Genomic DNA, 23,538 nt, shown 5'->3' with positions numbered 1-23,538 from the left:
GCGCCGGGTTCCGCGTCAGCGTTCCGCGGGTGGCGCTGGCTGCTGCCCCGGCGCGGCGCCGCCACCGAACAGCCCGCGCAGGAAGCCCGGCGTCAGCGCCGCCAGCGGGTTCACCGAGACGGCGGGGTCCTGCACCGGCCCGCGCATCCGCCAGGTGGCGGCGAACAGCCCGCCTCCCTGCTCCGGGCTGAACAGCCGCCCGAGCAGCGGGATCTGCCCCAGCAGCGAGTTGAGGACATAGGCGGGCACGATGGTGCCCTCCAGATCGATCGCGCCGCCATGCCGCGGGATGCTGCCCTTCGCCGTGACGCCGAGCGAGGCGGAGAAGGCGCGCGCCTCCTGCACGAACAGCGTCTCCGGCGTCAGCCGGAACGGCGCCACCATGCGGGAGAAGCTGAGGCCCGGGCCGCGCACCGCGTCGAACACGCCATAGACGGTGAGTGCCTGCAGCAGCTTGCCGATCCCCTCCGCCTCGCTGACAGAGAAATTCTCCATCTCCGCCGTGCCGCCGAGCGTCGCTCCCGGGGCGTTGCCCGGCCAGCGGCCGGTGACCGCCAGCCGCCCGCCCTGCACGGTGCGCAGCACGTCGAAGGCGCGCAGCAGGTCGCCGGCATTCTCGGCGTGCAGGCGCAGGGCGCGGCCCGCGCCATCCGGCGTCACCGCCACGTCGAAGCCGCCGCCCGGGCCGGTCTGGCCGGTGAAGCGGGCCTCGCGCAGCACGCCGCGTGCATCGGCCAGCGCACGGCCGGAGACACCGGCCAGTACGCGCCCCTCGCCCAGCCGCACCTGGTCGAACCGGCCTTCCACCGCCACGGGCGGGCCGTCGCCGCCGGCCGCGTCGCCACCGGCGGCGTCCTGCGCGGCCAGCGCCGGGCCGAGGTCCAGCACCGGCCCCTCCAGGCGGAAGCGCCAGGGCGTGCCGGGCCGCGCCGGGGGCCAGGCCTGCGCGGCGAAGCGGCCGGCGAAGATGGCGGCTTCCGTCACATCCACCCGCTCCGGCCGGCTGGCGGCGGCGAAGCCCACCCGCCCCCGCGCCGAGAGCGAGGGCGCGGTGACGCGGAAGCTCTCCACCGCCCGCAGCGATTCCCCCTCCACCCGCAGCTCGGCCTGGGCGGTGGCGGGCTGGCCGGGCGGCTTGCTCCAGGCGAAGGGGGTGAGCGTCATGCGGCTCTCGCGCAGGTCGCCATTGATGCTGACGCGCATGTCGCCGGCGCGGCGCTTCTCCATCACCGCCTGCACGCCGACCGGGCCGGCCACGAAGCCCTCCAGGTCCAGCCCGAAATCGGCGATGCGGGCGGCATCCGGCCTCGCCTCGGCGCGGATGCGCTCGACCACCTGGGTGGCGGGGCCGGGGCGGAAATCCATCTCCACGCTGAGCTGGGTGGGAATGCCGTCGAGCTGCGCGTTGCCGCTGGCCTTCAGCATGGCGTTGGTCACGCTGAGTTCGGCGGTGCCGCGTTCCAGCCGCTTGCCCAGCACCACATCGGCCAGGCGCAACTGGGTCAGCCTCGCCTGCACCTGCACCCGCAGCACCTCGGAGGGAATGTCCTCCAGCAGCGGGAAGGCCAGGCGCAGCGTGCCCTCCATCTGGCCGCCCGGCTCCTTCAGGTCGAGCGGCCGCTTCTCGAACAGCTTCAGCCGCGGGTGGCGGATCAGCGCCACGACCTCCGGCACCGGGCCGCGCAGCTTCGCCTCGATCTCGGCCTGCTCCTGGCTGCCGTCCAGCCCGTGGAAGCGGATCACCGCGCCCGGGCTGTTCAGCGCCGTGCCCGATTGCCGCGCCGTGGCGGCCTCGATGCGGATCTCCTTCAGGCCGAAGCGCGCCGTGGCCGCCACCCCCTCGAGCGGCGGGATGGGGCGCAGCCAGTGCACCACCCCCTGCTCCAGCCCCAGCGTGCCGTCCAGCGCGGTGACGCGCAGCCCCGAAAGATCGGCCGCCGCCTCGGCGGCAAGCGCGAACCGGCCACCTTGGAAGGCACCGCCGGTGACGTTCTCCACCACCCACTTCCGGGCGCCGGGGACCACCCCTTCCGGCCAGTAGGCGCCGAGATCGGCGGCGGCGAGCGTGGCCAGGGAGAGGTCCAGCCCGGCGCGCCAGCGCCCGCCCTCCAGCCGTGCCTGGCCGCTGGCCTCGATCACCGGCGGCGCCGGCGTGGCGGTGCCGTTCTCCCGCGCCACCGCCGGCAGGGCGAGGCGCAGCCGGCGCAGCTCCAGCGCCGCCGGGTTGCCTTCCGCCGCCAGCGACAGGCCGGCGAAGGCGATGCGCCGCCCGGCATGGACGATGCCGCCCGGCCCCGCCTCCAGCTTCAGGTCAAGCTGCGGCAGGGCGCCTGCCTGCCGCCCGTCCAGCCGGCCGGAGATCTCGAGCGAGGCCGGCGCGTCGAACAGCGCCAGCGGCGCCAGGGCGGGCATCAGCCGGGCGATGCGGGCCGGCTCCAGCGCCGGCAGGGACAGGCTGCCCTCCAGCCGCTCCAGGGCGCCCTCCACCCGGCCGGCGAGGCGCACCGGCAGCGGCGCGCCATGATCCGGCAGGCGCAGCGCGGCGCTGCCCTCGCCCTCCGCCCCGCCGCCCGGCAGGCGGCGCAGCGCCAGATTCACCGCCTCCAGCCGCCAGACCAGGTTCAGCTGGCGGTCGAGGATGGTCAGGCGCCCATCGGCGAGGTCCAGCCGCCGCAGCGCGCCGAGTGGCGTGTCCTCCGCCTCCGGCCCGATCAGGCCGCGCAGCACATCGCCGCCCTCGGCGGAGGGGGTGGCCGGCGCCTCGGGCGAGGGCTGCGGCGGGGTGCGGCCGAGGGCCAGGGTGACGCTGCCATCCGCGGCGCGCTCCAGCACCACGTTCGGCTTCTGCACGGCGATGCGCAACGGCATCACCGTGCCGCGCAGCAGCTCGCCGAAGGCCAGGGTCACGGTGGCATCCGGCAGCTCCTGCCGCACCGCGCCCGCGGCGTCGCGCAGCCGCACGCCGCTGATCCGCAACTCCAGCGGAGAGCGGTCCGCCTGCCGGAAGCCGGACCAGGCGATGGCGACATCCTCCACCTCCAGCGCCTCCTCCAGCCCCAGCCGCGGCGCCATGTCCTCCAGCACCGAGGCCAGCACGGGCAGGTGCAGCGGCCCCTGCGACAGCCGCCAGGACAGCGCCGCGAGGCCGAGGCCCGAGACCAGCAGCAGCGCCAACAGGGTGCGGCCCAGCCAGCCGCCGAGCCAGCCGCAGCAACGCAGGGCTTGACCGCTCAGCCGGCGCATGGGTTGGCTCTCCTGCCATGCGCCCCGCGACTCTCCCCGCCCGAACCCTGCCCGCCCCGCACGACCGGATGGCCGCGCAACGGCTGCTGGAGGCCTTCGCCGAACGCGGCGCGGCCGAGCGGGCCTATGCCGCCACCCCGGCCGGCACCGCCCTGCTGGCGGCGCTGGGCGGCCACAGCCCCTATCTGGCCGAGCTGGCCGAGCGGGAGAGCGCCACCCTGCTGCGCTATGCCGAGCGCGGGCCGGACGACGCCTTCGCCCTGGCGCTGGACCCGCTCGGCCGCGCCGACCCGGATGCGGCGCGCCCGGCCGTGGCGGCGCTGCTGCGCCAAGCCAAGCGGCAGGCGGCGCTGATCATCGCCGCCGCCGACCTGGCCGGGCAATGGCCGCTGGACCGGGTGACGGGCGCGCTCTCCACCCTGGCGGAGGCGGCGATCGACTATGCCTGCGCGCATCTGCTCCGCGAGGCGGCCGGGCGTGGGGAGTTGCGTCTGCCGCGCGCGGGGGCCCGCGATTCGCGCGGGGTGGCGCGCGGCTCGGGGCTGGTCATCCTGGGCATGGGCAAGCTGGGCGGCGGCGAACTCAACTACTCCTCCGATATCGACCTGATGGTCCTCTACGACCCCATGGCCGCCGCCTGCAACGCCGAGCGTGCCGGCGGCCTCTATGTCCGCATCGCCCGCGACCTGGTGAAGCTGATGGAGGAGCGCACGGCGGGCGGCTACGTCTTCCGCACCGACCTGCGGCTGCGCCCGGACCCGGCGGCCACGCCGCTCGCCGTCAACATCGCCACCGCCATCTCCTACTACGAATCGCTCGGCCAGAACTGGGAGCGGGCGGCGATGATCAAGGCCCGGCCGGTCGGCGGCGACCGGGCGCTGGGCGAGCACTTCCTGAGCGAGATCCGCCCCTTCGTCTGGCGCCGCCACCTCGACTTCGCGATGATCGCCGACATCCATTCGATCAAGCGGCAGATCCACGTGGCGCATGGCGCGCGCGGCGCGCATGCGGAGGTGCGCGTGGCCGGGCACGACGTGAAGCTCGGCCGCGGCGGCATCCGCGAGATCGAGTTCACCACCCAGGTGCTGCAGCTGATCTGGGCCGGGCGCGACCCCGGCCTGCGCGACCCCACCACCCTCGGCGCGCTGGCGGCGCTGGCCGCGGCCGGGCGCATCGAACGCCGCGCCGCGGCTGACCTCGCCGATGCCTATGTCTTCCTGCGCGACGTCGAGCACCGGCTGCAGATGGTGGCGGACCGCCAGACCCAGCGCCTGCCGGAGGATGAGGAGGGGCTGGCGCGCATCGCCAGCTTCATGGGCTTCGCCGACACGCCCAGCTTCGCCGCCACCCTCACCGGCCACCTCAACCGGGTGGAGCAGCACTACGCACAGATGTTCGAGCGCGAGCCGGCGCTCAGCCACGACACGGGCGCGGAGGGGGCCGGCGGCAGCCTCGTCTTCACCGGCGCGCAGGACGACCCGGAGACCCTCGCCACCCTCTCCGCCATGGGCTACGCGCAGCCCGCGCAGGTGGCCGGAATGGTGCGCGGCTGGCACCACGGCCGGCTGCGCGCCACCCGCAGCGAGCGGGCGCGCGAGCTGCTGACCCAGCTGATGCCGACGCTGCTCGCCGCCTTCGCCGCGCAGCGCGAGCCGGACGCGGCGCTGGCGCGGTTCGACACCGTGCTCTCGCGCATGGCGGCCGGGGTGCAGATGCTGTCGCTGTTCCATCGCAACCCGGCACTCTTGCGGCGCGTGGCGGGCATTCTCGGCGCGGCGCCGGCGCTGGCCAACCATCTCGCCAACAACCCCGCCTCGCTCGACGGGTTGCTGGCCGGCGGCGGCGGCGACGACCCCGGCGCCGCCGCCGCCGTGCTGCCCGCCCTGCTGAAGCAGGCGCGCCACTTCGAGGAGGCGCTGGACGGCGCCCGCCGCATGGTGACCGAAGGCAAGTTCGAGATCGATGCCGCGGCGCTGGAGGGCGTGCTCGACGCCGATGCCGCCGGCGCCGCGCGCAGCGCCCTGGCGGATGCCGCCATCGGCGCCCTGCTGCCGCATGTCGCGCGGGAATTCGCCGCCCGCTTCGGCAAGGTGCGCGGCGGCGCGCTGGCGGTGGTGGCGCTGGGCAAGCTGGGCGGGCAGGAGATGCTGCCGGGCTCCGACCTCGACCTGGTGCTGATCTACGACCACCCGGAGGATGCCGAGGAAAGCCGCGGCGGGCCGCGTTCCCTGCCGCCCAGCGTCTATTTCAGCCGGCTGGCGCAGCAGGTGATCGGCGCCATCACCGCCCCCGGCGCGGAGGGCAAGCTCTACGAGGCGGACATGCGGCTGCGCCCCTCGGGCAACAAGGGGCCGGTGGCCACCTCGCTCTCCGCCTTCACCCGCTACCATGCCGAGAGCGCCTGGACCTGGGAGCGCATGGCGCTCACCCGCGCCCGTTGCGTGGCGGGGCCGCCGGCGCTGCGGCGGCGCATCGGGCAGGCGGTGCGCGGCGCCATCATCGCCCATGCGGGCGAGACCGCGATCGCCGACGCGGTGGCGATGCGCGCCCGCATGCTGCGCGACCTGCCGGTGGACGGCCCGTGGGACATCAAGGCCATGCCGGGCGGCATGGTGGAGGTGGAGTTCATCGCCCAGGCGCTGCAGCTCGCCCATGCGGCGCGCCAGCCGAAGGTGCTGGCGCCCACCACGCGGCTGGCCCTGGCCAACCTCGCCCGCGCCCGGCTGCTGCCGGCGGCGGAGGCGGAGACGCTGATCGCCGCCGACCGGCTGTGGCGCACCACCCTCGGCCTGCTGCGGCTGACGCTCGGCCGCTGGCGGCAGGAGGCGCTGCCCGCCCCCACCGCCGCCGCCCTGCTGCGCGCCACGGCGCCGCTGCTGGGCCAGGCGGGCGTCGATGCGGGCGCCGATGCGGGCGCGGTTGACCTTCCGGCCTTCCGCCAGCAGATGCGCATCCAGGCCGAGCAGGTGCGCGACATTTTCGAGCGCCGCCTCGGCCAGCTCGCAGGAGGAACTGGATGAGCATCGAGGAAGGCATGGACGCCCCGGCGTTCGAGCTGCCGGCCAGCGGCGGGCGCAGCGTCTCGCTCGCCGCCATGAAGGGGCAGCCCTTCGTGCTGTATTTCTATCCCAAGGCCGACACCTCGGGCTGCACGAAGGAGGCCTGCGACTTCCAGGAGGCGCTGCCGGCGCTCCAGGGCCTCGGCCTCGCCGTCATCGGCGTCTCGCCGGACCCGATGAAGCCGATCGAGAAATTCGCCGAGAAGTACGGCCTCGCCTTCCCCCTCGCCTCGGACGCGGAGAAGACGGTGGCGCAGGCCTATGGCACCTGGGTCGAGAAATCCATGTATGGCCGCACCTACATGGGCATGGAGCGCAGCACCTTCCTGATCGGCCGCGACGGCCGCGTGGCGAAGGTCTGGCGCAAGGTGAAGGTGCCGGGCCATGCCAAGGCGGTGATGGAGGCGGCGAAGGCGCTGGGCTGACATACGAGGCGCGGCTGGGCGCGGGGCCTGGCCGGTTCTCCGCCGGCCGCCCCGCCGCCGGCTCAGACCCCGCGCAGCACCAGCACGCCGCCGGCCAGCAACCCCGCCGCAAGCGTGGTCAGCAGCGCCAGCCGGCGCTCGACGAAGTCGCGCATCGGCGCGCCGTAGCGGCGCAGCAGCCCGGCCAGCAGGAAGAAGCGCAGCCCGCGCGCCACCAGGCTGGCCAGGATGAAGGCAGCGGGGCTGAAGGCGGCGGCCCCGGCGGCGATAGTCACCGCCTTGTAGGGGATGGGGGTCAGCCCCATCACCAGCACCGCCACCACGCCCCATTCCCTGAACCATGCCTCGAAATTCGCCAGCGCCCCCTCCTGGCCGTAGGCGCGCAGCAGCGGCTCGGCCAGCGTCTCGTAGAGGAAGAAGCCCAGCAGGTAGCCGGCCAGGCCGCCCAGCACCGAGGCCACGGTGCAGATGGCCGCGTAGCGCCAGGCGCGCTCCGGCCGGGACAGGCACATGGGCAGCAGCAGCGCATCCGGCGGCACCGGGAACACGCTGCTCTCGGTGAAGGAGACGGCGGCCAGCCAGCGCTCCGCGTGGCGGTGGCCGGCGAGGGCGAGGATGCGGTCGTACAGGGTGCGCAGCATCGCCTGCCTCTCCCATGCCGCCAGCGCCGGGGCAACCCGCCCAGCCATGCCGGCGGCGGGCTTGCCGCCCCGCGCGGAGGGCGACATCCTCGCGCAACGACGCCCGCGAGGAAGCACCATGCCGCCCGAACCCAACGCAGCCCAGGGGGCCGGCCCCGGCGCCCTACCCGGGCGCCGCCTCTCCCCCATGATGATCCTGGTGCTCTGCGGCGTGGGCGCCGCCGCCCTGGCCATGGGGCTTCGGCAATCCTTCGGCCTGTTCCTGGCGCCGATGACCGCCGCCAATGGCTGGACCGCCAGCGGCTTCGCCTTCGCCATCGCGCTGCAGGTGCTGGTCAACGGCATCTCCCAGCCGCTCTGCGGGCAGTTGGCGGACCGGATCGGCGGCCGCAACGTCATCATCGGCGGCGCGGTGCTCTACATGCTGGGCATCCTGGGTATGGCGCTGTCCGACGGGCTGCCGCTCTTCACCTTCTTCGCCGGGCTGGTCATGGGGGTCGCGGTCTCGGCCGCCGGAATGCCGGTGATCATGGCCAGCATGACGCGGCTGCTGCCGGAATCGCAGCGCGGCCGTGCCACCGGGCTCGGCACCGCCGGCTCCTCCTTCGGGCAGTTCCTGGTGGTGCCGCTGGCGGGCTTCGGCATCGCCGGCTTCGGCTGGCAGGGCGCGCTGCTGGTCATGGCGGGCGCGGCGCTGCTGATGGTGCCGCTGGCCCTGCCGCTGAACGACCGCCCCGCGCCCCCGCCCACCACCGCCGCGGGCCGCGCCGCCGCGGCGGCCGAGGAGACGGCGGGCCAGACCCTGCGCCGCGCCTTCCGCAGCACCTCCTTCTGGTGCCTGTTCTTCGGCTTCTTCGTCTGCGGGCTGCATGTCAGCTTCCTGGCGGTGCACCTGCCGGGCTTCGTGGCGAGCTGCCACCTGCCCAGCTATGTCGGCGCCGGCGCCATCAGCCTGATCGGGCTGTTCAACGTGGCGGGCTCACTGATCTCGGGGGAGCTGACGCAGAAATGGCGGCGGCGGGAGCTGCTGGTGGCGATCTACGCCAGCCGCGCCGTGCTGATGACCATCTTCTTCCTGGCGCCCAAGACCACCGGCACGGTGCTGGCCTTCTCGGCCGTCATGGGCATCCTGTGGCTCTCCACCGTGCCGCCCACCGTGGCGCTCTGCGCCCGCAACTTCGGCATGCGCTGGCTCGCCACCGTGTTCGGCCTGGTGTTCCTTGGCCACCAGATCGGCGGCTTCACCGGCGCCTGGCTGGGCGGGCTGATCTTCGACCGCACCGGCAGCTACGACCTGATGTGGATCATCAGCATCCTGGCCGGCGTGTTCGCCGCGCTGGTGCACCTGCCGATCCGCGACGCGGCACGGCCGGCGGCGGTGCCGGCCTGAGCCGCGCCGCGCCGCTCATCCCTCGCCGGGGGCGTGCGCGTTGACGAGGGGCGGCGGCGGTGCGTCCAGCGGGATCTCCCGCCGCTGGCTGGCCACTGGCCGGGCGCGCCGCTGGAAGGGCGGCAGCGCCACCCGCCCGCCCTGCGCCAGGGCGCGCTCGATGGCATCGAGGATGCGCATGTCGCACCAGCCTTCCTCGCCATCCGGCTCCGGGTCCAGCCCGCGCAGCACGCAATCCGAGAAATATTCCAGCTCTCCGGCGAACTGGTCGGTCGCGGCGAAGCCTTCCTCCTGCACGCCGCCCGGCAGGGAAAGCCGGTGCCGCAGCCCTGTGCCGAAGGTGAATCCGGGCTCCACCGCCAGATCGCCCGCGCTGCCGAGGATGCGGTACTGGTCCACCGGCCGCCCGGCATAGCTGACCGAGAACTGCGCCAGCCCGCCACCGGGGAAGCGCATCGACACCGAGACGGTGTCGTCGAAATTCATCTCCAGCGCCGGGTCTCGCGTGCCGATGGCAGCGATCTCCACCGGCTCCTCGCCGAAGACGTGCCGCGCCATGTTGATCGGGTACGGGCCCATATCCACCACGGGGCCGGCCCAGTAGCCGTGCTTGCTGCGGTGGTTGCCGGGCGCCACGATCTGCGCGAAGGCGGAGGAGAACAGGCGCGCCTGCCCCAGCCGGCCGCTGCGCACCACCTCCAGCGCCGCCAGGGTGGCGGGCTCGAAATGCAGCCGGTAGGCCACCATCAGCTTCGCGCGGGCACGGGCGGCGGCATCGCGGATCGCCTCCGCATCCTCCAGGCTGGCCGCCGCCGGCTTCTCCAGAAGCACATGGATGCCGGCGGCCAGCGCCTTCTCCGTGCCCTCCCGGTGCAGCCAGTTGGGGGTGGCGAGATAGACCGCGTCGATGTCGCCGGACGCCAGCAGCCGGTCGTAATCGCCATAGTCATAGGCGGGGATGCCGTAGCGGGCGCCGAGCGCCGCGCGCTTCTCGGCATCGCCGGTGACGATGGCGGCGAGGGTGGAATTCCGCGTCCGCGCCACCGCCGGCATGAAGGCCGCCTGCGAGATCCAGCCGCCGCCCACCACCGCGTAACGCACCTTGCCTTCCGCCATCACTAACCCCGCCCTGTCCGTGCCGATGAATGCCAGGCCGCCGCCGTGCCGGCGCCCATGGGGCAACACCCCGGCCCACCCCGGGTTGCCACATGGGCTGCCACATGGGTTGCCACATGGGTTGCTCTGGGCCGGCGCCCGGATCATGCTGCTCCGGCAACGGAGGAAAACGAACCATGCTGCTCGACCACCGCACTTACGTCTGCCGCCCGGGAACCATCCGCAAGCAGCTGGCGCTGTACCAGGAATACGGGCTGGCGGCGCAGACGCGGCACCTGGGCATGCCGGTGGCCTACCTCGTCACCGAGACCGGCGACGTGAACTGCTACGTGCATATCTGGGCCTATGAGAACGCCGCCGACCGCGAGCGCCGCCGCGCCGCCATGCAGGCGGACCCGGAATGGATCGAGTTCATGCGCCGCAGCGCCGAGGCCGGCTACCTGGTCAGCCAGCTCAATTCGCTGATGCGCCCCGCCGAGTTCTTCCCCCAGCCCGCCCGCGTCGGCGGCTGAGCCGGCCCGAGCACGGCCGCGCCATGCGCAGAACACGACGCCGCGGCGCCCTCGCGCTGGCCCTGGCCGCCGGCGCCCTGCTGGCGGCCACCCATCTCCCGGCCCGGGCGCAGGAGCGCTTCCCCAGCCGGCCGTTGCAGATGGTCGTGCCCTACCCGCCCGGCGGCAACACCGACCTGATGGCCCGCGCGCTGCAGCAGGAGCTGGCACGCGCGCTCGGCCAGCCGGTGGTGGTGGTCAACCGCGGCGGCGCGGCCGGCACCATCGGCGACGCCGAGGTCGCCCGCGCCCGGCCGGATGGCTACACCATCGGCATGTCGCCCAACAACCCGCTGACGGCGCAGCCACACCTGCAATCCCTGTCCTACAGCGTGGACAGCTTCCGCTACCTCTGCATGGTCTATGACAACCCGCAGGTGCTGGTGGGAAGCCGCGACATGCCCTTCCGCGACCTGAAAGGCATGGTGGCGCTGGCGCGCAGCGCGCCGGAGGCGCTGGTCTTCGGCTCGCCCGGCCAGGGCAGCACCCAGCACATCCTGCTGGCCGCGCTCCTCCGCATGGCCGGGGCCGACGGGCTGCACGTGCCCTATACCGGCGCCGGCCCGATGGCCCAGGGGGCGCTCGGCGGGCAGATCATGGTGTTCGTGGAAAGCCCCTCGATTCCCGCGGCCACGGGGCTGCCGGTGCTGGCGGTTTTCGGCAGCCGGCGCCTGCCCGGCCTGCCGGCCGTGCCGACCACGGAGGAGATGGGGCTGCCGGTGGCGGGCACCTCGGCCGGCGGGCTGGTGGCGCCGGCCGACATCCCGGACGAGGCGGCCAACGCCATCGAGGAAGCCTGCCGCCTGGCGGTGACCAGCGAACCCTTCCGGCTGGCGGCGGAGCGGCTGAACGCCGTGCCCACCTTCCTCACCGGGCGCGCCTTCCACAAGCGCTTCCAGGCGGAGAGCGAAACCAACAGGAAGCTGCTGCGCGAACTGGGGCTGGGGAAGGACTGAAAGGCAGAAAGGCCGGGGGAAGGAATTCCCCCGGACCCCCATCTTTTTTCTGTCAGTTCATCATTCCGGGTCGCCGGTGTCGGCCACCAGGCCCACCGCCTCGATGCCGGCCACGGCGCAGACCTCGTCCTTGTCCGAGGCATCGCCGGAGATGCCAACGGCGCCGAGCACGGTGCCCTGCGCGTCACGCACCAGCACGCCGCCCGGCACCGGCACGGCGCGGCCGCCGCACAGGTCGGAGAAGGCGTTCATGAAGCCCGGCATCTTGGCCGAGCGGCGCGCCAGCTCGCGGCCGCCAAAGCCCAGCGCCATGGCGCCGAAAGCCTTGCCGGTGGCGATCTCGGGCCGCAGCAGGCTGGCGCCGTCCTCGCGCAGCAGCAGCTTCGGCTGCGCCGCCTGGTCCAGCACCACCACGGTCAGCGGCGCGAGGTTCAGCTCACGCCCCTTGGCCAGCGCCGCCTCGCCGATGCGGGAAGCGACGGAAAGGCTGATGCCGGGGGCGAAGCCGATGGGGGGGTTGGGCATGTTTTCTCCCGTATGGGTGGCAGGCTAAGGAATCAGGCGTGCGCGTGCAGGGCGCGCCAGACGGTCTCCGGCGTCGCCGGCATGTCGATATGCGTGACGCCGCGCGCGGAAAGCGCATCGACCACGGCGTTCATCACCGCGGGCAGCGACCCGGCGCAGCCCGCCTCGCCGCAGCCCTTGGCGCCGAGAGGGTTGGTCTTGGCCGGCACGGCATGGCTGATGAACTCGAAGCTCGGCACGTCCACCGCGCGCGGCAGCGCGTAGTCGGAATAGGAGCCGGAGAGGAGCTGGCCATCCTCGCTGTAGGCGGTGCGCTCCATCAGCGCCTGGCCGATGCCCTGCACGATGCCGCCATGCGCCTGCCCCTGCACCAGCAGCGGATTCACGATGACGCCGAAATCGTTCACCGTGACGTAGCGGTCGATGCGGGTGACGCCCGTCTCCGGGTCGATCTCCACCTCGGCGATGTGGCAGCCATTGGGGAAGGCCATCGGCGCCTGGTCGAAGATGTGCGAGACATCCAGCGTCTCCGGCACGCCGTCCGGCAGGTGCGTCTCGGTGCGCAGGCGCTGCGCCAGCTCCAGCAGGCCGATGCCGCGATCCGTGCCGGCGATGGACAGGCGCGCGCCGCCCTCGGCATGCGGCTCGAACTCGATATCCGCCACCGCCGCCTCCAGCACATGCGCGGCGGCGGCGCGCGCCTTCTCAACCACCAGCGCCGAGGCCTCGACGATGGCGGCGCCGGAGGCCATCAGCGACTTCGAGCCGCCCGTGCCACCGCCGGCGATGAGCTGGTCGGAATCGCCCTGCACCAGCCGGATGCGCTCGAAGGGGATGCCCAGCGTCTGGTGCAGCACCTGGGCGAAGGGCGTCCAGTGCCCCTGGCCGTAATCCAGCGTGCCGGTGACGATGGTGACGCTGCCATCCTCGCCGAAGCGCAGGCCGCCCATCTCCTTGGCCGGCGGCGCCGTGCACTCCAGGAAATTGCCGACGCCGCGGCCGCGCAGGAAGCCCCGCGCGGTGCTCTCCGCCTTGCGGGCCTCGTAGCCTTCCCAGTCGGCGGCGCGCATCGCCTCTTCCAGCACGGCGGAGAACTCGCCGCCATCGTAGTTGGAACCGGAGGCGGCGGCGTAGGGCATCTGCTCGGGGCGGATGTGGTTGCGCCGGCGCATCTCGATCGGGTCGAGGCCCATCTCGGCGGCGGCCGTCTCGATCAGCCGCTCCATGAAGTAGTTGCCCTCAGGGCGCCCGGCGCCGCGATAGGCGGAGACCGGCGTGGTGTTCGTCACCAGGCAGCGCGTCGCCACCTCGATCAGCGGCGTGGCGTAGTTGCTCTGGACGTTGCGGGTGAAGTTCAGCGTGCCCATCAGCGGACCGACGGTGGCGAGGTAGCCACCCATATTGGCGAAGCTGGTGAGCCGCACGGCCAGGAAGCGGCCCTCGGCATCGAGCGCCAGCTCCGCATTCACCTCATGGTCGCGGCCGTGCTGGTCGGAGAGGAAGCTGCCGGTGCGCTCGTCGGTCCACTTCACCGGGCGGCCCAGCACCTTCGCCGCGTGCAGCAGGCAGAGATATTCCGGATAGGCGGAGGCCTTCATGCCGAAGCTGCCGCCGACATGGCCTGTCAGGATGCGCAGCTTCTCGACCGGCACCTTCAGCAGGTCGCCCGCCATCTGGTTGCGCAGGCCGAACACGCCCTGGCTGCCGACATGCAGCGTGTAGCGCCCCTCCTCCGCGTCATAGACGCCGATGGCGCTGCGCGGCTCCATCGCGCAGACCACCACGCGGTTGTTGCGCAGCGAGAGCCGCGTGACATGCGCGGCTCCGGAGAAGGCCTCGGCCACCTTGGCGGCATCGCCATAGTGGAAGTCGAGCACTTGGTTGCCGGGCACGTGGTCGTAGAGCTGGGGTGCATCCGGCGCGGCGGCGGCGGAGGCCTCGGTCACCGCGGGCAGCGGGTCGATGTCGGGCAGAACCGCCTCGGCGCCGTCCTTCGCCGCTTCCTTCGTCTCGGCGACGACGAAGGCGATCGGGTCGCCCACGAAACGGACCTTGTCGGTGGCCAGCACCGGGCGCTCGATATTGGTCAGCCCCGGCAGCGAGATGGTGCAGCGGAGCGTGCCGTAGCCGGCCGCCTGCAGATCCTCGCCGGTGAACACGGCGACGACGCCCGGCACCTCCTTCGCCGCGCTGGTGTCGATGCCGCGCAGCACGCCATGGGCGTAGGGGCTGCGCACCATCACGCACCAGAGCTGGCCGGGAAGCTGGAGGTCGTCGGTATAGCGGCCCTGGCCGCGCAGCAGGAGCGGGTCCTCGTTGCGCGGCACAGGCTGGCCGATGCCGAATTTCAGGCGGCTGGGGTCGACGGGCAGGGAATCCGGCATGCGGGACGCTCCGTGGCAGCGGATGACAGCACCGCCAGCCTAGAAGCATCCTGCCTGACGCGCGACCCCCCTCCTCTCCAGACGATCCGCCGGGCCGGCGCTACAGGCCGGGCACCGCGAAGGGAGATGCCACGTGGAATGCGCGGAGAACCGCCCGCGCTGCCGGCCTTGGTGCCGGAGCGGCAGGCGGTTCCGGAGACGGCCTTCAGCCGGCGCGGCGCGCGGCGCTCTCGGTGTTGGCGGGCTCGGAGGGCGAGACGGCATGCGCCACGCTGTCCGCCTCGACCATGATACCGCGGATCTCCCGCAGGAAGGCGGCGCCCTTGACGGTGCGCTGCACCAGGACGCTGCGGCGGTCCTGCGGGTCGGTCTTGCGGCGCGCCAGATCGAGCTCGCCCAGGCGGTCCAGCGCACGGGTGATCGCCGGCTTGGAGACGTTCAGCGTCGCCGCCAGGCCACGCACGGTGTGCGGCCCCTCGCCCATGTAGACGGTCAGGAAGACGCCCAACTGCCGCGCGGAAAGATCGTGCCCATCGCGCCGCACCAAGGCGACAACGGTATCGCGAAGAATACCGATCAACTGATCCGGAGCGTTATGAACAGGCATTTCAGGTTTATGTCCTCAACAGGCTTTGCCCGCCCGGCTGACGGGCCCGACAGAGCGATTGGAAACGGTATCGGCCGCATGCCGGCCGGCAATCCAGGAAACGGTCGTTCCGGGAGGCTTAATCGGAGCGGGATGGCTATGGTTTCGATACGATCCCGCTTATTTTGTCGCCAGAGTGGAGTTAGGGAGGCGGACATGCAGCGCCCGCAAAGCTTTCGGGAAAGCCCCTAGCTCCAGGCCTCCCTCCGGACCTTCCGGCCCGCCGAGAAGGCCGAACCGGAAGCCATGCGGCCCGGTGGAAGCGTGTCGCCCTGTGATGCGCAACGACCCCGCTTCATGTCGAGCCACGAATCGTAACCAGATTGCATCGTTGAACCACATTCTCGTGTGGAGCAGCCGCACTGGCATCATGCCCCCCGCCACAACGCCGCCTGCCGTCCCTCTCCGGCAGGTGGCGCACCGGCTCTGTTTCCCTCCTGGCACGGGAAGCGGAGCCGTTGCGCGCAACCAAAGGTATATCACAACTCAAGCGTGTCCGAAACCGAAATGAAGAAGCTTTTGTGGAGGTTTCCCGCGCCGCAGCCGTGAAATTTTCAGGAGCGCAACAGCGTCTCCACAACCTGCTGCACCTCCAGCGCCTCCCGCAGCGTGGCGAGGCTCTGCGGCGTCCCCCGGGTCAGCGCGGCCAGCTTCTCCACCTGCCCGCGCAGCACCATCGGGCGCATCGCCTCGTTGGGCAGCGCATCCGGCGCCTGGCGCCATTCGCCGCCCGCCTCCAACTTCTCGGCCAGCGACCAGTTGCGCAGGCGGATCGCCCCCGCCGCGCCGGTCAGCGTCCAGCTGTTGGCCTCGTCCTCCGCGATGCGGCCGACGCCGCCCCGCAGCGTCACGGGCACGCCGCCGGCGCTCAGCTCCGCCTCGATCGCCGTCTCGGCGCCGTCGCCGGCCGGATAGGTGACACGGGCCGAATGCAGCACCAGCGGGCCGAGCTGGCGGCGCGTCAGGAACAGGAAATGCGACACCACCTCGCGGGTGAAGCCGCCCTCGGCACGGCGCGCGAGCCAGCCCGCCGCGTCGCTCTGCCAGCCGCGCGGCCAGCGGCCGAACTCGGTGACGATCTCGAGCCGCTGCGGCGCCCCCACCGCCCCGGCCTGCCGCCAGGCGGAAAGCTGCGCCACCGCCGGCGAGGAGGCCATGGGGAAGTTCACCGCCGCCCGCGCGCCGGCGGCCTCCGCCTCGGCCACGAAGGCCTCCGCCTCCTCCAGGCCGGTGGCCAGCGGCTTCTCCAGGAACACGGCGCGGCCGGCCGCCAGCGCGGCGCGCGCCAGCGGGATGTGCGCGGCCGGCGGCGCCGCGATGTAGAGCGCGTCGCAGGCCGCGATCACCGCCGCCGCGTCGGCCAGCATCGGCACGCCGGGCGCCGCCGCCTCCAGCCGCGCCGCCGCCTCGGGCGAAGGATCCCAAACGCCTGCCAGCCGCATTTCCGGATGCGGGAAGGCGGTGCGCACCAGCCGCTCCCCCATGATCCCGAAGCCCACGATGCCGAGCGACAACGGCGCCATCCGCCCCTCCCCTGCGTGAAAGGCGCGGAACCTAGTGCGTGGCCGCGGCGCAGGCCAGCCCTTTCCGGGCGCGCGGTTGACGTTGCGCCGCCCGCCGCGCATCTCTGCGCCGTCCCCATCGACTCCCCACCGGAGAACGCGCGCATGCGCCGCCCCTTCCTACTCGGCCTCCTCGCCCTGCCGCTGCTCGCGGGCTGCGCCATGCCCGGCGGCGAGGCATCGCAGGCGCCCGTCCATGTCGTGTTCTTCACCGAGGACAGCGCCGCGCTGGACGAGGCGGCGCAGGCCGTGGTGGCCGACGCCGCCCGCAAGGCGCAGGCCGATGCCAGCCTGCCGGTGCGGGTGATGGGCTTTGCCGACCCCGATGGCGGGCGGGCCTACAACCGCGCCCTCTCCGCCGCCCGCGCCGAGCGTGTGGCGGGCGCGCTGCGCGAGCAGGGCGTGCCGGCCGCGCGCATCAGCGTGGCGCCGCGCGGCCCGGTGCCCTTCGAGATGATGCCGCTGGAAAGCCGCCGGGTGGAGATCGTGCTGGGCGGGCAGGCCCCGGCGCGCTGAACGGAGACTTCGCGCTGAACGGAGACTTCATGCGGGAGACGCAAGAGCCGCTGGAGGTCCTGCACCGGGTCTTCGGCCACACCGGCTTCCGCGGCATGCAGGAGGAGGTGGTCCGCCATGCCGTGGCGGGCGGCTCCGGCCTGGTGCTGATGCCGACCGGCGGCGGCAAGAGCCTGTGCTTCCAGGTGCCGGCGCTGTGCCGGCCGGGGCTTGGCGTCGTCGTCTCGCCGCTGATCGCGCTGATGGAGGACCAGGTGGCGGCGCTGCGGCAGCAGGACATCCCCGCCGCCGCCCTCCACTCCGACCTCGACCCCGACGAGGCGCGCGCGGTACGGCGCGCGCTGAACGACGGCTCGCTGAAGCTGCTCTACGTCTCGCCCGAGCGGCTGGTGAACGAGGAGACGCTGGCGCGGCTCGACGAGATGTGCCTCGCCCTCTTCGCCATCGACGAGGCGCATTGCGTCAGCCAGTGGGGCCATCACTTCCGCCCCGAGTACCGCGGCCTGACCGTGCTGGCCGAGCGCTTCCCCGCCGTGCCGCGCCTGGCGCTGACCGCGACCGCCGACCCGCGCACGGTGCAGGACATCCAGCGGCAGCTGCGGCTGGAGGACAGCCCCCTCTTCCGCGCCAGCTTCGACCGCCCGAACATCTTCATCGCCGCCCAGCCGCGCGAGCAGGAGCGGACGCAGATCCGCCAGTTCATCCGCCGCGCCGGCGACGGCACCGGCGCCGGGCTGATCTATTGCGGCAGCCGCCGCAAGGCCGAGCAGACCGCCGAGTGGCTGCGCGCCGACGGCCATGATTCCCTCGTCTTCCACGCCGGGCTGGAGCCGGGCGAGAAGCGCGAGGCGCACCGCCGCTTCGCCCGCGGCGACGCGGTGGTGATGGCCGCCACGATTGCCTTCGGCATGGGCATCGACCGGCCCGACGTGCGCTGGGTGGCGCACACCGACCTGCCGCGCAGCCCGGAGAGCTGGTACCAGGAGATCGGCCGCGGCGGGCGCGACGGGCTGCCGGCCCAGGCGCTGCTGCTCTACGGCGCGGGCGACATCGCGCTGGCCCGCCACCGCATCGGCGAGAGCAGCGCGGGCGACGACCAGAAGCGCGTGGAGCGGCAGCGGCTCGATGCCATGGTGGCGATCGCCGAGGCCGCCACCTGCCGCCGCCAGCTTCTCCTGCGCTGCTTCGGCGAGGACGCGCCCGAGCCCTGCGGCCAGTGCGACATCTGCCAGAACCCGCCCCGCCTGTTCGACGGCACCGTGGCGGCGCAGAAGCTGCTCTCGGCGGTGCTGCGCACCGGCCGCCGCTTCGGCCTCGGCCACCTGATCGACGTGCTGCAGGGCAAGACCACGGCCAAGGTGGCGCAGTTCGGGCACGACCAGCTGCCCACCTTCGGCGTCGGGCGCGACCTGACGGAGACGGCGTGGAAGGGCATCGCCCGCCAGCTCGTGGCGCAGGGCGCGCTGGACGTGGCGGTGGAGAACCATGGCGAGCTGGTGCCGACCGACGCCGCCCGCCCGATCCTGAAGGGCGAGCAGCCGGTGATGTTCCGCGAGGAGCTGGTGGCGCCGGCGAGCCGCCCCATGCCCCGCGCCCGCGCCGCCGATGCCGCCGTCGCGGCCGGCGCGGGCGACCCGTGCTTCGCCGCGCTGCGCGACTGGCGCCGCCGCACCGCCCTCGCCCAGGGCGTGCCGGCCTATGTCATCTTCCAGGACCGGACGCTGGCCGAGATCGCCGCCAGCCGGCCGGACAGCCTGGCGGCGCTGGGCACCATCCCCGGCGTCGGCGCCACCAAGCTGGAGCGCTACGGGCGGGCCGTTCTCGACACGCTCCGAGATTGCGACTGACTTGCAATTGGAAGTGCGAATGGCTATCAACCGCGTCGTCCCTTCCGACGCGGTGCCCTTCATGTATGTCTGCCTCTGCAACGGCCTGACCGACACCCAGATCCGCAACGCCATCGCCGACGGCGCGCGTCGGCCGAAGGAGGTCTACGCCGCCTGCAACTGCAACGCGCAATGCGGCTGCTGCACCGGCACGATGCTGTCCATCATCCGCGACCAGCCGGCCGGCGCCAGCCAGGTGGCGGTGGGCGACTGAGATCGTCTCTCACTCGCGTTTTCAAGGAAATACAATAACTTGACGGTTTCCGGCCGCGCGGCCACTCTGTCGTCCGGACATTTCGTGACGGAGAGCCGCCATGCTGCGCGACCCCAAGGTGATCGAGCACCTCAACACCCAGCTCACCAATGAGTTGACCGCCGTGAACCAGTACTTCCTGCATGCCCGCATGCTGGAGAACTGGGGCGTCACCAAGCTCGGCCGGCACGAATACGCCGAATCGATCGAGGAGATGAAGCACGCGGACGAGCTGATCAACCGCATCCTCTTCCTCGGCGGCCTGCCCAACGTGCAGCGGCTGAACCAGATCCTGATCGGCGAGAATGTCGAGGAAGTCCTCCGCTGCGACCAGAAGCTGGAGGAGAAGGCCATCGCCGACCTGCGCGAGGCTGTCGCCTACTGCGAGAGCGCGCGCGACTTCGTCTCCCGCGACCTGTTCGTCCGCATCCTCATCGACGAGGAGAAGCATGCCGACTTCGTGGACACGCAGTTCGAGCTGATCCGCCAGATCGGCCTGCCCAAGTACATCGCCCTCAACAGCGACGCGGCGCCGGACCAGCACCCGGCGTGACGCGGCCGGGGCCGGGGCGCTTCCCCGGCCCTGCCCCTCAGTCGCGCCGGTCCTTCCAGCGGAACAGCGCCTGGTTCCAGGCGACGCCGAGCGGCGCGAAGGCATGGCCGGCGATCCGCCGCAGCGTCTCCACCGGCGCCGCGATCTCGGAGAGCGGCTTGCCCAGGCTGGCCCGCGCCATCTCCCGCCCCAGCGCGGTGGCCAGCGCCACGCCGCGGCCATTGCACCCCGTCCAGGCCAGCACCCCCGGCGCCAGCTCGTAGAGATGCGGCGCCTTGTCGTCCGTCGCGGCGATGTAGCCCCACCAGGCATGGGTGAAGTCGAAATCGCCGATCTGCGGGAACACGCTCCGGAGCCGGGCCCGGATGCGCGCGCGGATGCGCCCGTCCCAGCCGAAGGGCAGGATCAGCCCGCCGCCGGTGATCAGCCGCCCCGAGGCGTCGAAGCGGAAGAAGTGCAGGTCGCCCTGGGTGTCGGAGAGCGCGTGGCCCTCGGGCAGGATGGTCTTGCGGACGTTGTCGGAGAGCGGCGTGGTGGCCATCTGGTAGGAGCGCACCGGCACCAGGCTGCGCTCCAGCCCCGGCCACAGCCCGGGCGGCGTGTAGGCATGGGTGGCGACGATCAGGCGCTGCGCCAGCACGGCGCCGCGCGGCGTCTCCACCCGCCAGCCGGCTTCCGTGCGGGCGATGGCGGTGGCGGGGCTGCCGGTATGCACCCGCGCCCCCGCGGCGATGGCGGCGGCAGCGAGGCCACGCGCGAAGCCCATCGGGTTGATGCGGCCGCCGGTCGGGTTCTCCCAGCCGCCATGCCAGAACTCGCTGCCGGCGAGGCGGGCCGTATCCTCCCGCCCCAGCAGGCGCACCGGGGCGCCGCGCCGGTCCCATTGCGCCACGCGCCGCTCCGCCACCTTCATGCGCGAGGGGCGGTGCGCCGGCTGGAACCAGCCATTCTGCACCGCCTCGGCGGCGATGCCGTGCCGGCGGATCAGGTCGAAGACCAGGCTGGCGCTGTCGCGGATCAGGGCAACGAACTGCTCCCCCTTCTCCGCCCCGCCATGCTCCGGCTTCACGCCCGCCACGATGTCGTCCGGGTCCAGCCGCGACAGGTTGGGGATGACCTGCCCGTTGTTGCGGCCCGAGGCGCCGAAGCCGATCTGCGCCGCCTCCAGCAGCACCGTGTCGGCGCCGCCCTCGGCCAGGTGCAGCGCGGCGGAGAGGCCGGTGAAGCCGCCGCCGATCACCGCCACATCGGCGCGGGTCTCGCCCGGGAGCGGGCCGGTGGGCGGCGGCGGCGGGGCGCTCGATGCCCAGAGGCTGGGGGGCAGGTCGGCGGCGGTCTCGGCCAAGGCGGGGCTTCCTTCCGGCTATCGGTCTGCCGTCCAGACTGCGCCCATCAATCGGCGTAGACCAGATTCACATCCGCCCCGAAGCGCTCATAGGGCACGCCATAGACATGGATGGAGACCGCCTCCTCGCCGCTGAGATTGGCGAGGCGGTGGATCAGCTCGGGGTCGGCGGGGCCGTGGCAGGTGGCGCCGCGCGGGCGCAGCACGCTGCCGGTCTGGCGGGGGGTGCCGCTGGTGCCGGGGGCGTAGTGCCCTTCCGTCAGCGTGCCACGGTACACGCCCAGGGCGCACCAGGTACGGTGGGCGTGCACCGGGCTCATCTGCCCCGGCCGCCAGGCCAGCGCCACCACCGCGTAGCCACCGGCCGGGTCGGCGTACAGCAGGTGGCGCACATAGCGCTCCGGATTGCAGGGGCAGGCCCCCGGCGCCAGCAGGTCGGGCACCGCCAGGTAGGGGGCGATGGCGGCGGCGACGCGGCCCGGCCGCTCCGCCTCCGGCGCGCGGGCGGCGGCGGCGATGTCGGCCAGCATGGCGGCCAGGGGGGCGGCCAAGGGCTTGGCCGGCGGCGCGGGATTCGGGGCGATGAAGGACATGGGCGCGCGGCCTTCAGATGACGGTGGCGGAATCGGGGGCGGTGAGCGCCGCCAGCACCATGGCCTGCGAGGCGGCGACCTGCTCGTGCATGATGGCGGCGGCCTCCTCGGCGCGGCCGAGGGCCAGCGCCTCGGTCAGGGCGTGGTGCTCATGCGCCATCTCGCCCGTGCGGTCCCGCCGGCGCAGGCCGAGGGCCAGCATCCGGGTGCTCTCGTCCAGCAGCCGGTCGATCTGCCGCGCCAGCCTGCCATTGCCCGACAGCTCGGCCACGGCGACGTGGAAGGCCTTGTTGGCGTCGAGGAAGGCGTGGGTGCTCTCCTCGTCCTCCGGGCGGTAGCCGCAGGCGCAGACGGCGTCGAGCCGGCGCAGCGCCTCGGCATCCACCCGCCCGGCGGCGCGGCGCGCCGCCTCGGGCTCCAGCAGCAGGCGCAGGCCGAACACCTCGTGGATGTCGCGGATGGTGACGAGGGAGACGATCCAGCCCCGGCGCGGCACCGCCTGCACCAGCCCCTCCTCGGCCAGCCGGGCCAGGGCGGCGCGCACGGGTGCCTTGCCGAGCCCCAGCATCTGGGCGGCGGCGGTCTCGCTCAGCGTCTCGCCGGGGCGCAGGCGGGTGGTCAGGATCTCACGCCGCAGTGCCGTGACGGCCTGCTCGGTGAGCGAGGGCGGCATCTCCACGGGCAGCAGCATCGACATGACAGGTCTCTCTCAGTGTCACTGACATGTCACAACGATAGAAGGCCGCCACCCCGCCCCGCAAGGCATAAAAAAGGGCGCTGCGGTGGCAGCGCCCAGGGGCTTCTCAGGGATACGTGGAGGCGGAGGGGCTTTCCCCTCCCCCGCCTCAGCGCGCCCGCGCGATGCAGAACTCGACGATGTCCATCAGCGCCTGCTTCTCGGCGCAGTCGGGGAAGCCCTGCAGCGCCGCCAGGGCCTGGTCGCCATAGTGGCGGGCGCGGGCGATGGTGTCGTCGAAGGCGCGGTGGCGCTGCATCAGGGCCAGCGCATGGGCAAGGTCGTCCTCGCCCTGCTCCCGCTCCTCCAGCACGCGGCGCCAGAAGGCGCGCTCCGTCTCGTCGCCGCGGGCGAAGGCCAGCAGCACCGGCAGGGTAATCTTGCCCTCGCGGAAATCGTCGCCCACCGTCTTGCCCAGCCGCTCCTGCTCGGCCGAGTAGTCCAGCGCATCGTCGACGAGCTGGAAGGCGATGCCGAGGTTGCGGCCATAGCTGTCCAGCGCCTCCGCCTCGATGCGCGGCCGGTCGGCGACGACGGCGCCGACGCGGGTGGCGGCGGCGAAGAGGGCGGCGGTCTTGCCCTCGATCACGTCCAGGTACTGCGCCTCGGTGGAGGAGGTGTCGTTCTGGATGACGAGCTGCAGCACCTCGCCCTCGGCGATGGTGGCCGCGGCCGAGCAGAGGATGTCCAACACCTCCAGCGAGCCATCCGCCACCATCAGCTGGAAGGCGCGGGCGAACAGGAAGTCGCCCACCAGCACGCTGGCTTGGTTGCCGAACACGGCGTTGGCGCTGGCCTGGCCGCGGCGCAGGTCGCTCTCGTCCACCACGTCGTCATGCAGCAGCGTGGCGGTGTGGATGAACTCGACGCAGGCGGCGAGGCCCACATGCCGCTCGCCCCGGTAGCCGCAGAGGCGGGCGGCGGCCAGGGTCAGCAGCGGGCGCAGCCGCTTGCCGCCGGCCGCGATCAGATGCGCCGCCAGCTGCGGGATCAGCTGCACCGGGCTCTGCATCTTCTCGAGGATGAGGCGGTTGCAGGCCTCCAGATCCTCCCGCACCAGGCCGATGAGGGCGGTCAGCGCATCCTCGGCATCCGGGCGTGGGGGGGTGCTGGGCATCGTATCGGGCGCGGTGCGCATCGGCGCGGCGGGAAAGCTCA

At 73.0% G+C, this 23,538-nt stretch carries 20 protein-coding genes; 9 read left to right on the top strand and 11 right to left on the bottom strand.

Annotation, left to right across the window (positions count from 1 at the left end; genetic code table 11):
- Positions 1-15 precede the first annotated feature (15 nt).
- On the bottom strand, positions 16-3,243 hold the full coding sequence (locus ACFOY6_RS00715; protein ID WP_379648332.1) for a YhdP family protein: 3,228 nt from the start codon (positions 3,241-3,243) through the stop codon (positions 16-18).
- A 17-nt stretch (positions 3,244-3,260) separates the two neighbouring features.
- Here ACFOY6_RS00715 and ACFOY6_RS00710 point away from each other — a divergent pair, with 17 nt between their 5' ends.
- Positions 3,261-6,263, top strand: a complete 3,003-nt coding sequence (locus tag ACFOY6_RS00710; protein ID WP_379648330.1) for a bifunctional [glutamine synthetase] adenylyltransferase/[glutamine synthetase]-adenylyl-L-tyrosine phosphorylase — start codon at positions 3,261-3,263, stop codon at positions 6,261-6,263.
- Positions 6,260-6,727: a peroxiredoxin gene (locus ACFOY6_RS00705; RefSeq protein ID WP_379634399.1), complete on the top strand. Its 468-nt coding sequence runs from the start codon at positions 6,260-6,262 to the stop codon at positions 6,725-6,727. Before ACFOY6_RS00710 ends, ACFOY6_RS00705 begins: the two co-directional genes overlap by 4 nt.
- Positions 6,728-6,789: 62 nt before the next feature.
- Here the strand turns inward: ACFOY6_RS00705 and ACFOY6_RS00700 are convergent, their stop codons facing one another.
- Positions 6,790-7,368, bottom strand: coding sequence for a YqaA family protein (locus ACFOY6_RS00700; RefSeq protein WP_379648328.1), 579 nt, complete (start codon positions 7,366-7,368; stop codon positions 6,790-6,792).
- A 118-nt stretch (positions 7,369-7,486) separates the two neighbouring features.
- Between ACFOY6_RS00700 and ACFOY6_RS00695 the strand changes: the two genes are divergently transcribed.
- Positions 7,487-8,758 (top strand): MFS transporter, encoded by a 1,272-nt coding sequence (locus tag ACFOY6_RS00695; protein WP_379648326.1) that lies wholly within the window; start codon positions 7,487-7,489, stop codon positions 8,756-8,758.
- Between the two features lie 15 nt (positions 8,759-8,773).
- Here the strand turns inward: ACFOY6_RS00695 and ACFOY6_RS00690 are convergent, their stop codons facing one another.
- Positions 8,774-9,874 carry a Gfo/Idh/MocA family protein gene (locus tag ACFOY6_RS00690; RefSeq protein ID WP_379634403.1) on the bottom strand — a complete coding sequence of 367 codons (1,101 nt, stop codon included), beginning with the start codon at positions 9,872-9,874 and terminating at the stop codon, positions 8,774-8,776.
- Between the two features lie 176 nt (positions 9,875-10,050).
- Between ACFOY6_RS00690 and ACFOY6_RS00685 the strand changes: the two genes are divergently transcribed.
- Positions 10,051-10,386 (top strand): NIPSNAP family protein, encoded by a 336-nt coding sequence (locus ACFOY6_RS00685; protein ID WP_109515392.1) that lies wholly within the window; start codon positions 10,051-10,053, stop codon positions 10,384-10,386.
- A 23-nt stretch (positions 10,387-10,409) separates the two neighbouring features.
- A complete protein-coding gene (locus tag ACFOY6_RS00680) occupies positions 10,410-11,381 on the top strand; it encodes a tripartite tricarboxylate transporter substrate binding protein (protein WP_379648324.1) in 972 nt (323 codons plus the stop codon).
- 60 nt (positions 11,382-11,441) lie between these two features.
- Here the strand turns inward: ACFOY6_RS00680 and ACFOY6_RS00675 are convergent, their stop codons facing one another.
- The 4 genes from ACFOY6_RS00675 to ACFOY6_RS00660 all read right to left on the bottom strand — a co-directional run bounded on the left by ACFOY6_RS00675 (position 11,442) and on the right by ACFOY6_RS00660 (position 16,459).
- Positions 11,442-11,906: a GlcG/HbpS family heme-binding protein gene (locus ACFOY6_RS00675; RefSeq protein ID WP_109515390.1), complete on the bottom strand. Its 465-nt coding sequence runs from the start codon at positions 11,904-11,906 to the stop codon at positions 11,442-11,444.
- A 32-nt stretch (positions 11,907-11,938) separates the two neighbouring features.
- Positions 11,939-14,290 carry a xanthine dehydrogenase family protein molybdopterin-binding subunit gene (locus ACFOY6_RS00670; RefSeq protein WP_379634409.1) on the bottom strand — a complete coding sequence of 784 codons (2,352 nt, stop codon included), beginning with the start codon at positions 14,288-14,290 and terminating at the stop codon, positions 11,939-11,941.
- A 205-nt stretch (positions 14,291-14,495) separates the two neighbouring features.
- The gene (locus tag ACFOY6_RS00665) at positions 14,496-14,897 is read right to left on the bottom strand and encodes a MarR family winged helix-turn-helix transcriptional regulator (RefSeq protein WP_379648321.1); all 402 of its coding nucleotides are present in this window, start codon (positions 14,895-14,897) and stop codon (positions 14,496-14,498) included.
- Positions 14,898-15,490: 593 nt separating this feature from the next.
- Entirely contained in the window at positions 15,491-16,459 is a 969-nt protein-coding gene (locus ACFOY6_RS00660) for a Gfo/Idh/MocA family oxidoreductase (RefSeq protein ID WP_379648319.1), read from the bottom strand.
- Positions 16,460-16,603: 144 nt separating this feature from the next.
- Here ACFOY6_RS00660 and ACFOY6_RS00655 point away from each other — a divergent pair, with 144 nt between their 5' ends.
- From ACFOY6_RS00655 to bfr, 4 genes are all read left to right on the top strand, one after another.
- Entirely contained in the window at positions 16,604-17,014 is a 411-nt protein-coding gene (locus ACFOY6_RS00655) for an OmpA family protein (RefSeq protein ID WP_379634413.1), read from the top strand.
- Positions 17,015-17,043: 29 nt separating this feature from the next.
- Complete coding sequence (recQ, locus tag ACFOY6_RS00650; RefSeq protein WP_379648317.1) at positions 17,044-18,861, top strand: DNA helicase RecQ; 1,818 nt, start codon at positions 17,044-17,046, stop codon at positions 18,859-18,861.
- Between the two features lie 19 nt (positions 18,862-18,880).
- The gene (locus tag ACFOY6_RS00645; protein ID WP_245906069.1) at positions 18,881-19,114 is read left to right on the top strand and encodes a (2Fe-2S)-binding protein; all 234 of its coding nucleotides are present in this window, start codon (positions 18,881-18,883) and stop codon (positions 19,112-19,114) included.
- A gap of 100 nt (positions 19,115-19,214) precedes the next feature.
- Positions 19,215-19,706 carry a bacterioferritin gene (gene bfr, locus ACFOY6_RS00640; protein WP_109515384.1) on the top strand — a complete coding sequence of 164 codons (492 nt, stop codon included), beginning with the start codon at positions 19,215-19,217 and terminating at the stop codon, positions 19,704-19,706.
- A gap of 37 nt (positions 19,707-19,743) precedes the next feature.
- On the opposite strand, the gene ACFOY6_RS00635 is transcribed toward bfr, so the two are convergent.
- The 4 genes from ACFOY6_RS00635 to ACFOY6_RS00620 all read right to left on the bottom strand — a co-directional run bounded on the left by ACFOY6_RS00635 (position 19,744) and on the right by ACFOY6_RS00620 (position 23,518).
- A complete protein-coding gene (locus ACFOY6_RS00635) occupies positions 19,744-21,051 on the bottom strand; it encodes an NAD(P)/FAD-dependent oxidoreductase (RefSeq protein ID WP_379648315.1) in 1,308 nt (435 codons plus the stop codon).
- Positions 21,052-21,098: 47 nt separating this feature from the next.
- On the bottom strand, positions 21,099-21,644 hold the full coding sequence (locus ACFOY6_RS00630) for a cysteine dioxygenase family protein (RefSeq protein WP_379648313.1): 546 nt from the start codon (positions 21,642-21,644) through the stop codon (positions 21,099-21,101).
- A 13-nt stretch (positions 21,645-21,657) separates the two neighbouring features.
- Entirely contained in the window at positions 21,658-22,341 is a 684-nt protein-coding gene (locus ACFOY6_RS00625) for a GntR family transcriptional regulator (RefSeq protein ID WP_109515381.1), read from the bottom strand.
- Positions 22,342-22,489: 148 nt separating this feature from the next.
- Positions 22,490-23,518 (bottom strand): polyprenyl synthetase family protein, encoded by a 1,029-nt coding sequence (locus tag ACFOY6_RS00620; RefSeq protein ID WP_456316921.1) that lies wholly within the window; start codon positions 23,516-23,518, stop codon positions 22,490-22,492.
- Positions 23,519-23,538 lie beyond the last annotated feature (20 nt).

Source organism: Teichococcus aestuarii (assembly GCF_042651065.1).
In the GTDB taxonomy this organism is placed as follows: Bacteria; Pseudomonadota; Alphaproteobacteria; order Acetobacterales; family Acetobacteraceae; genus Pseudoroseomonas; species Pseudoroseomonas aestuarii.
The sequence above is the reverse complement of the archived record's forward strand: the minus strand, read 5'-3'. Positions and strand labels throughout refer to the sequence as shown.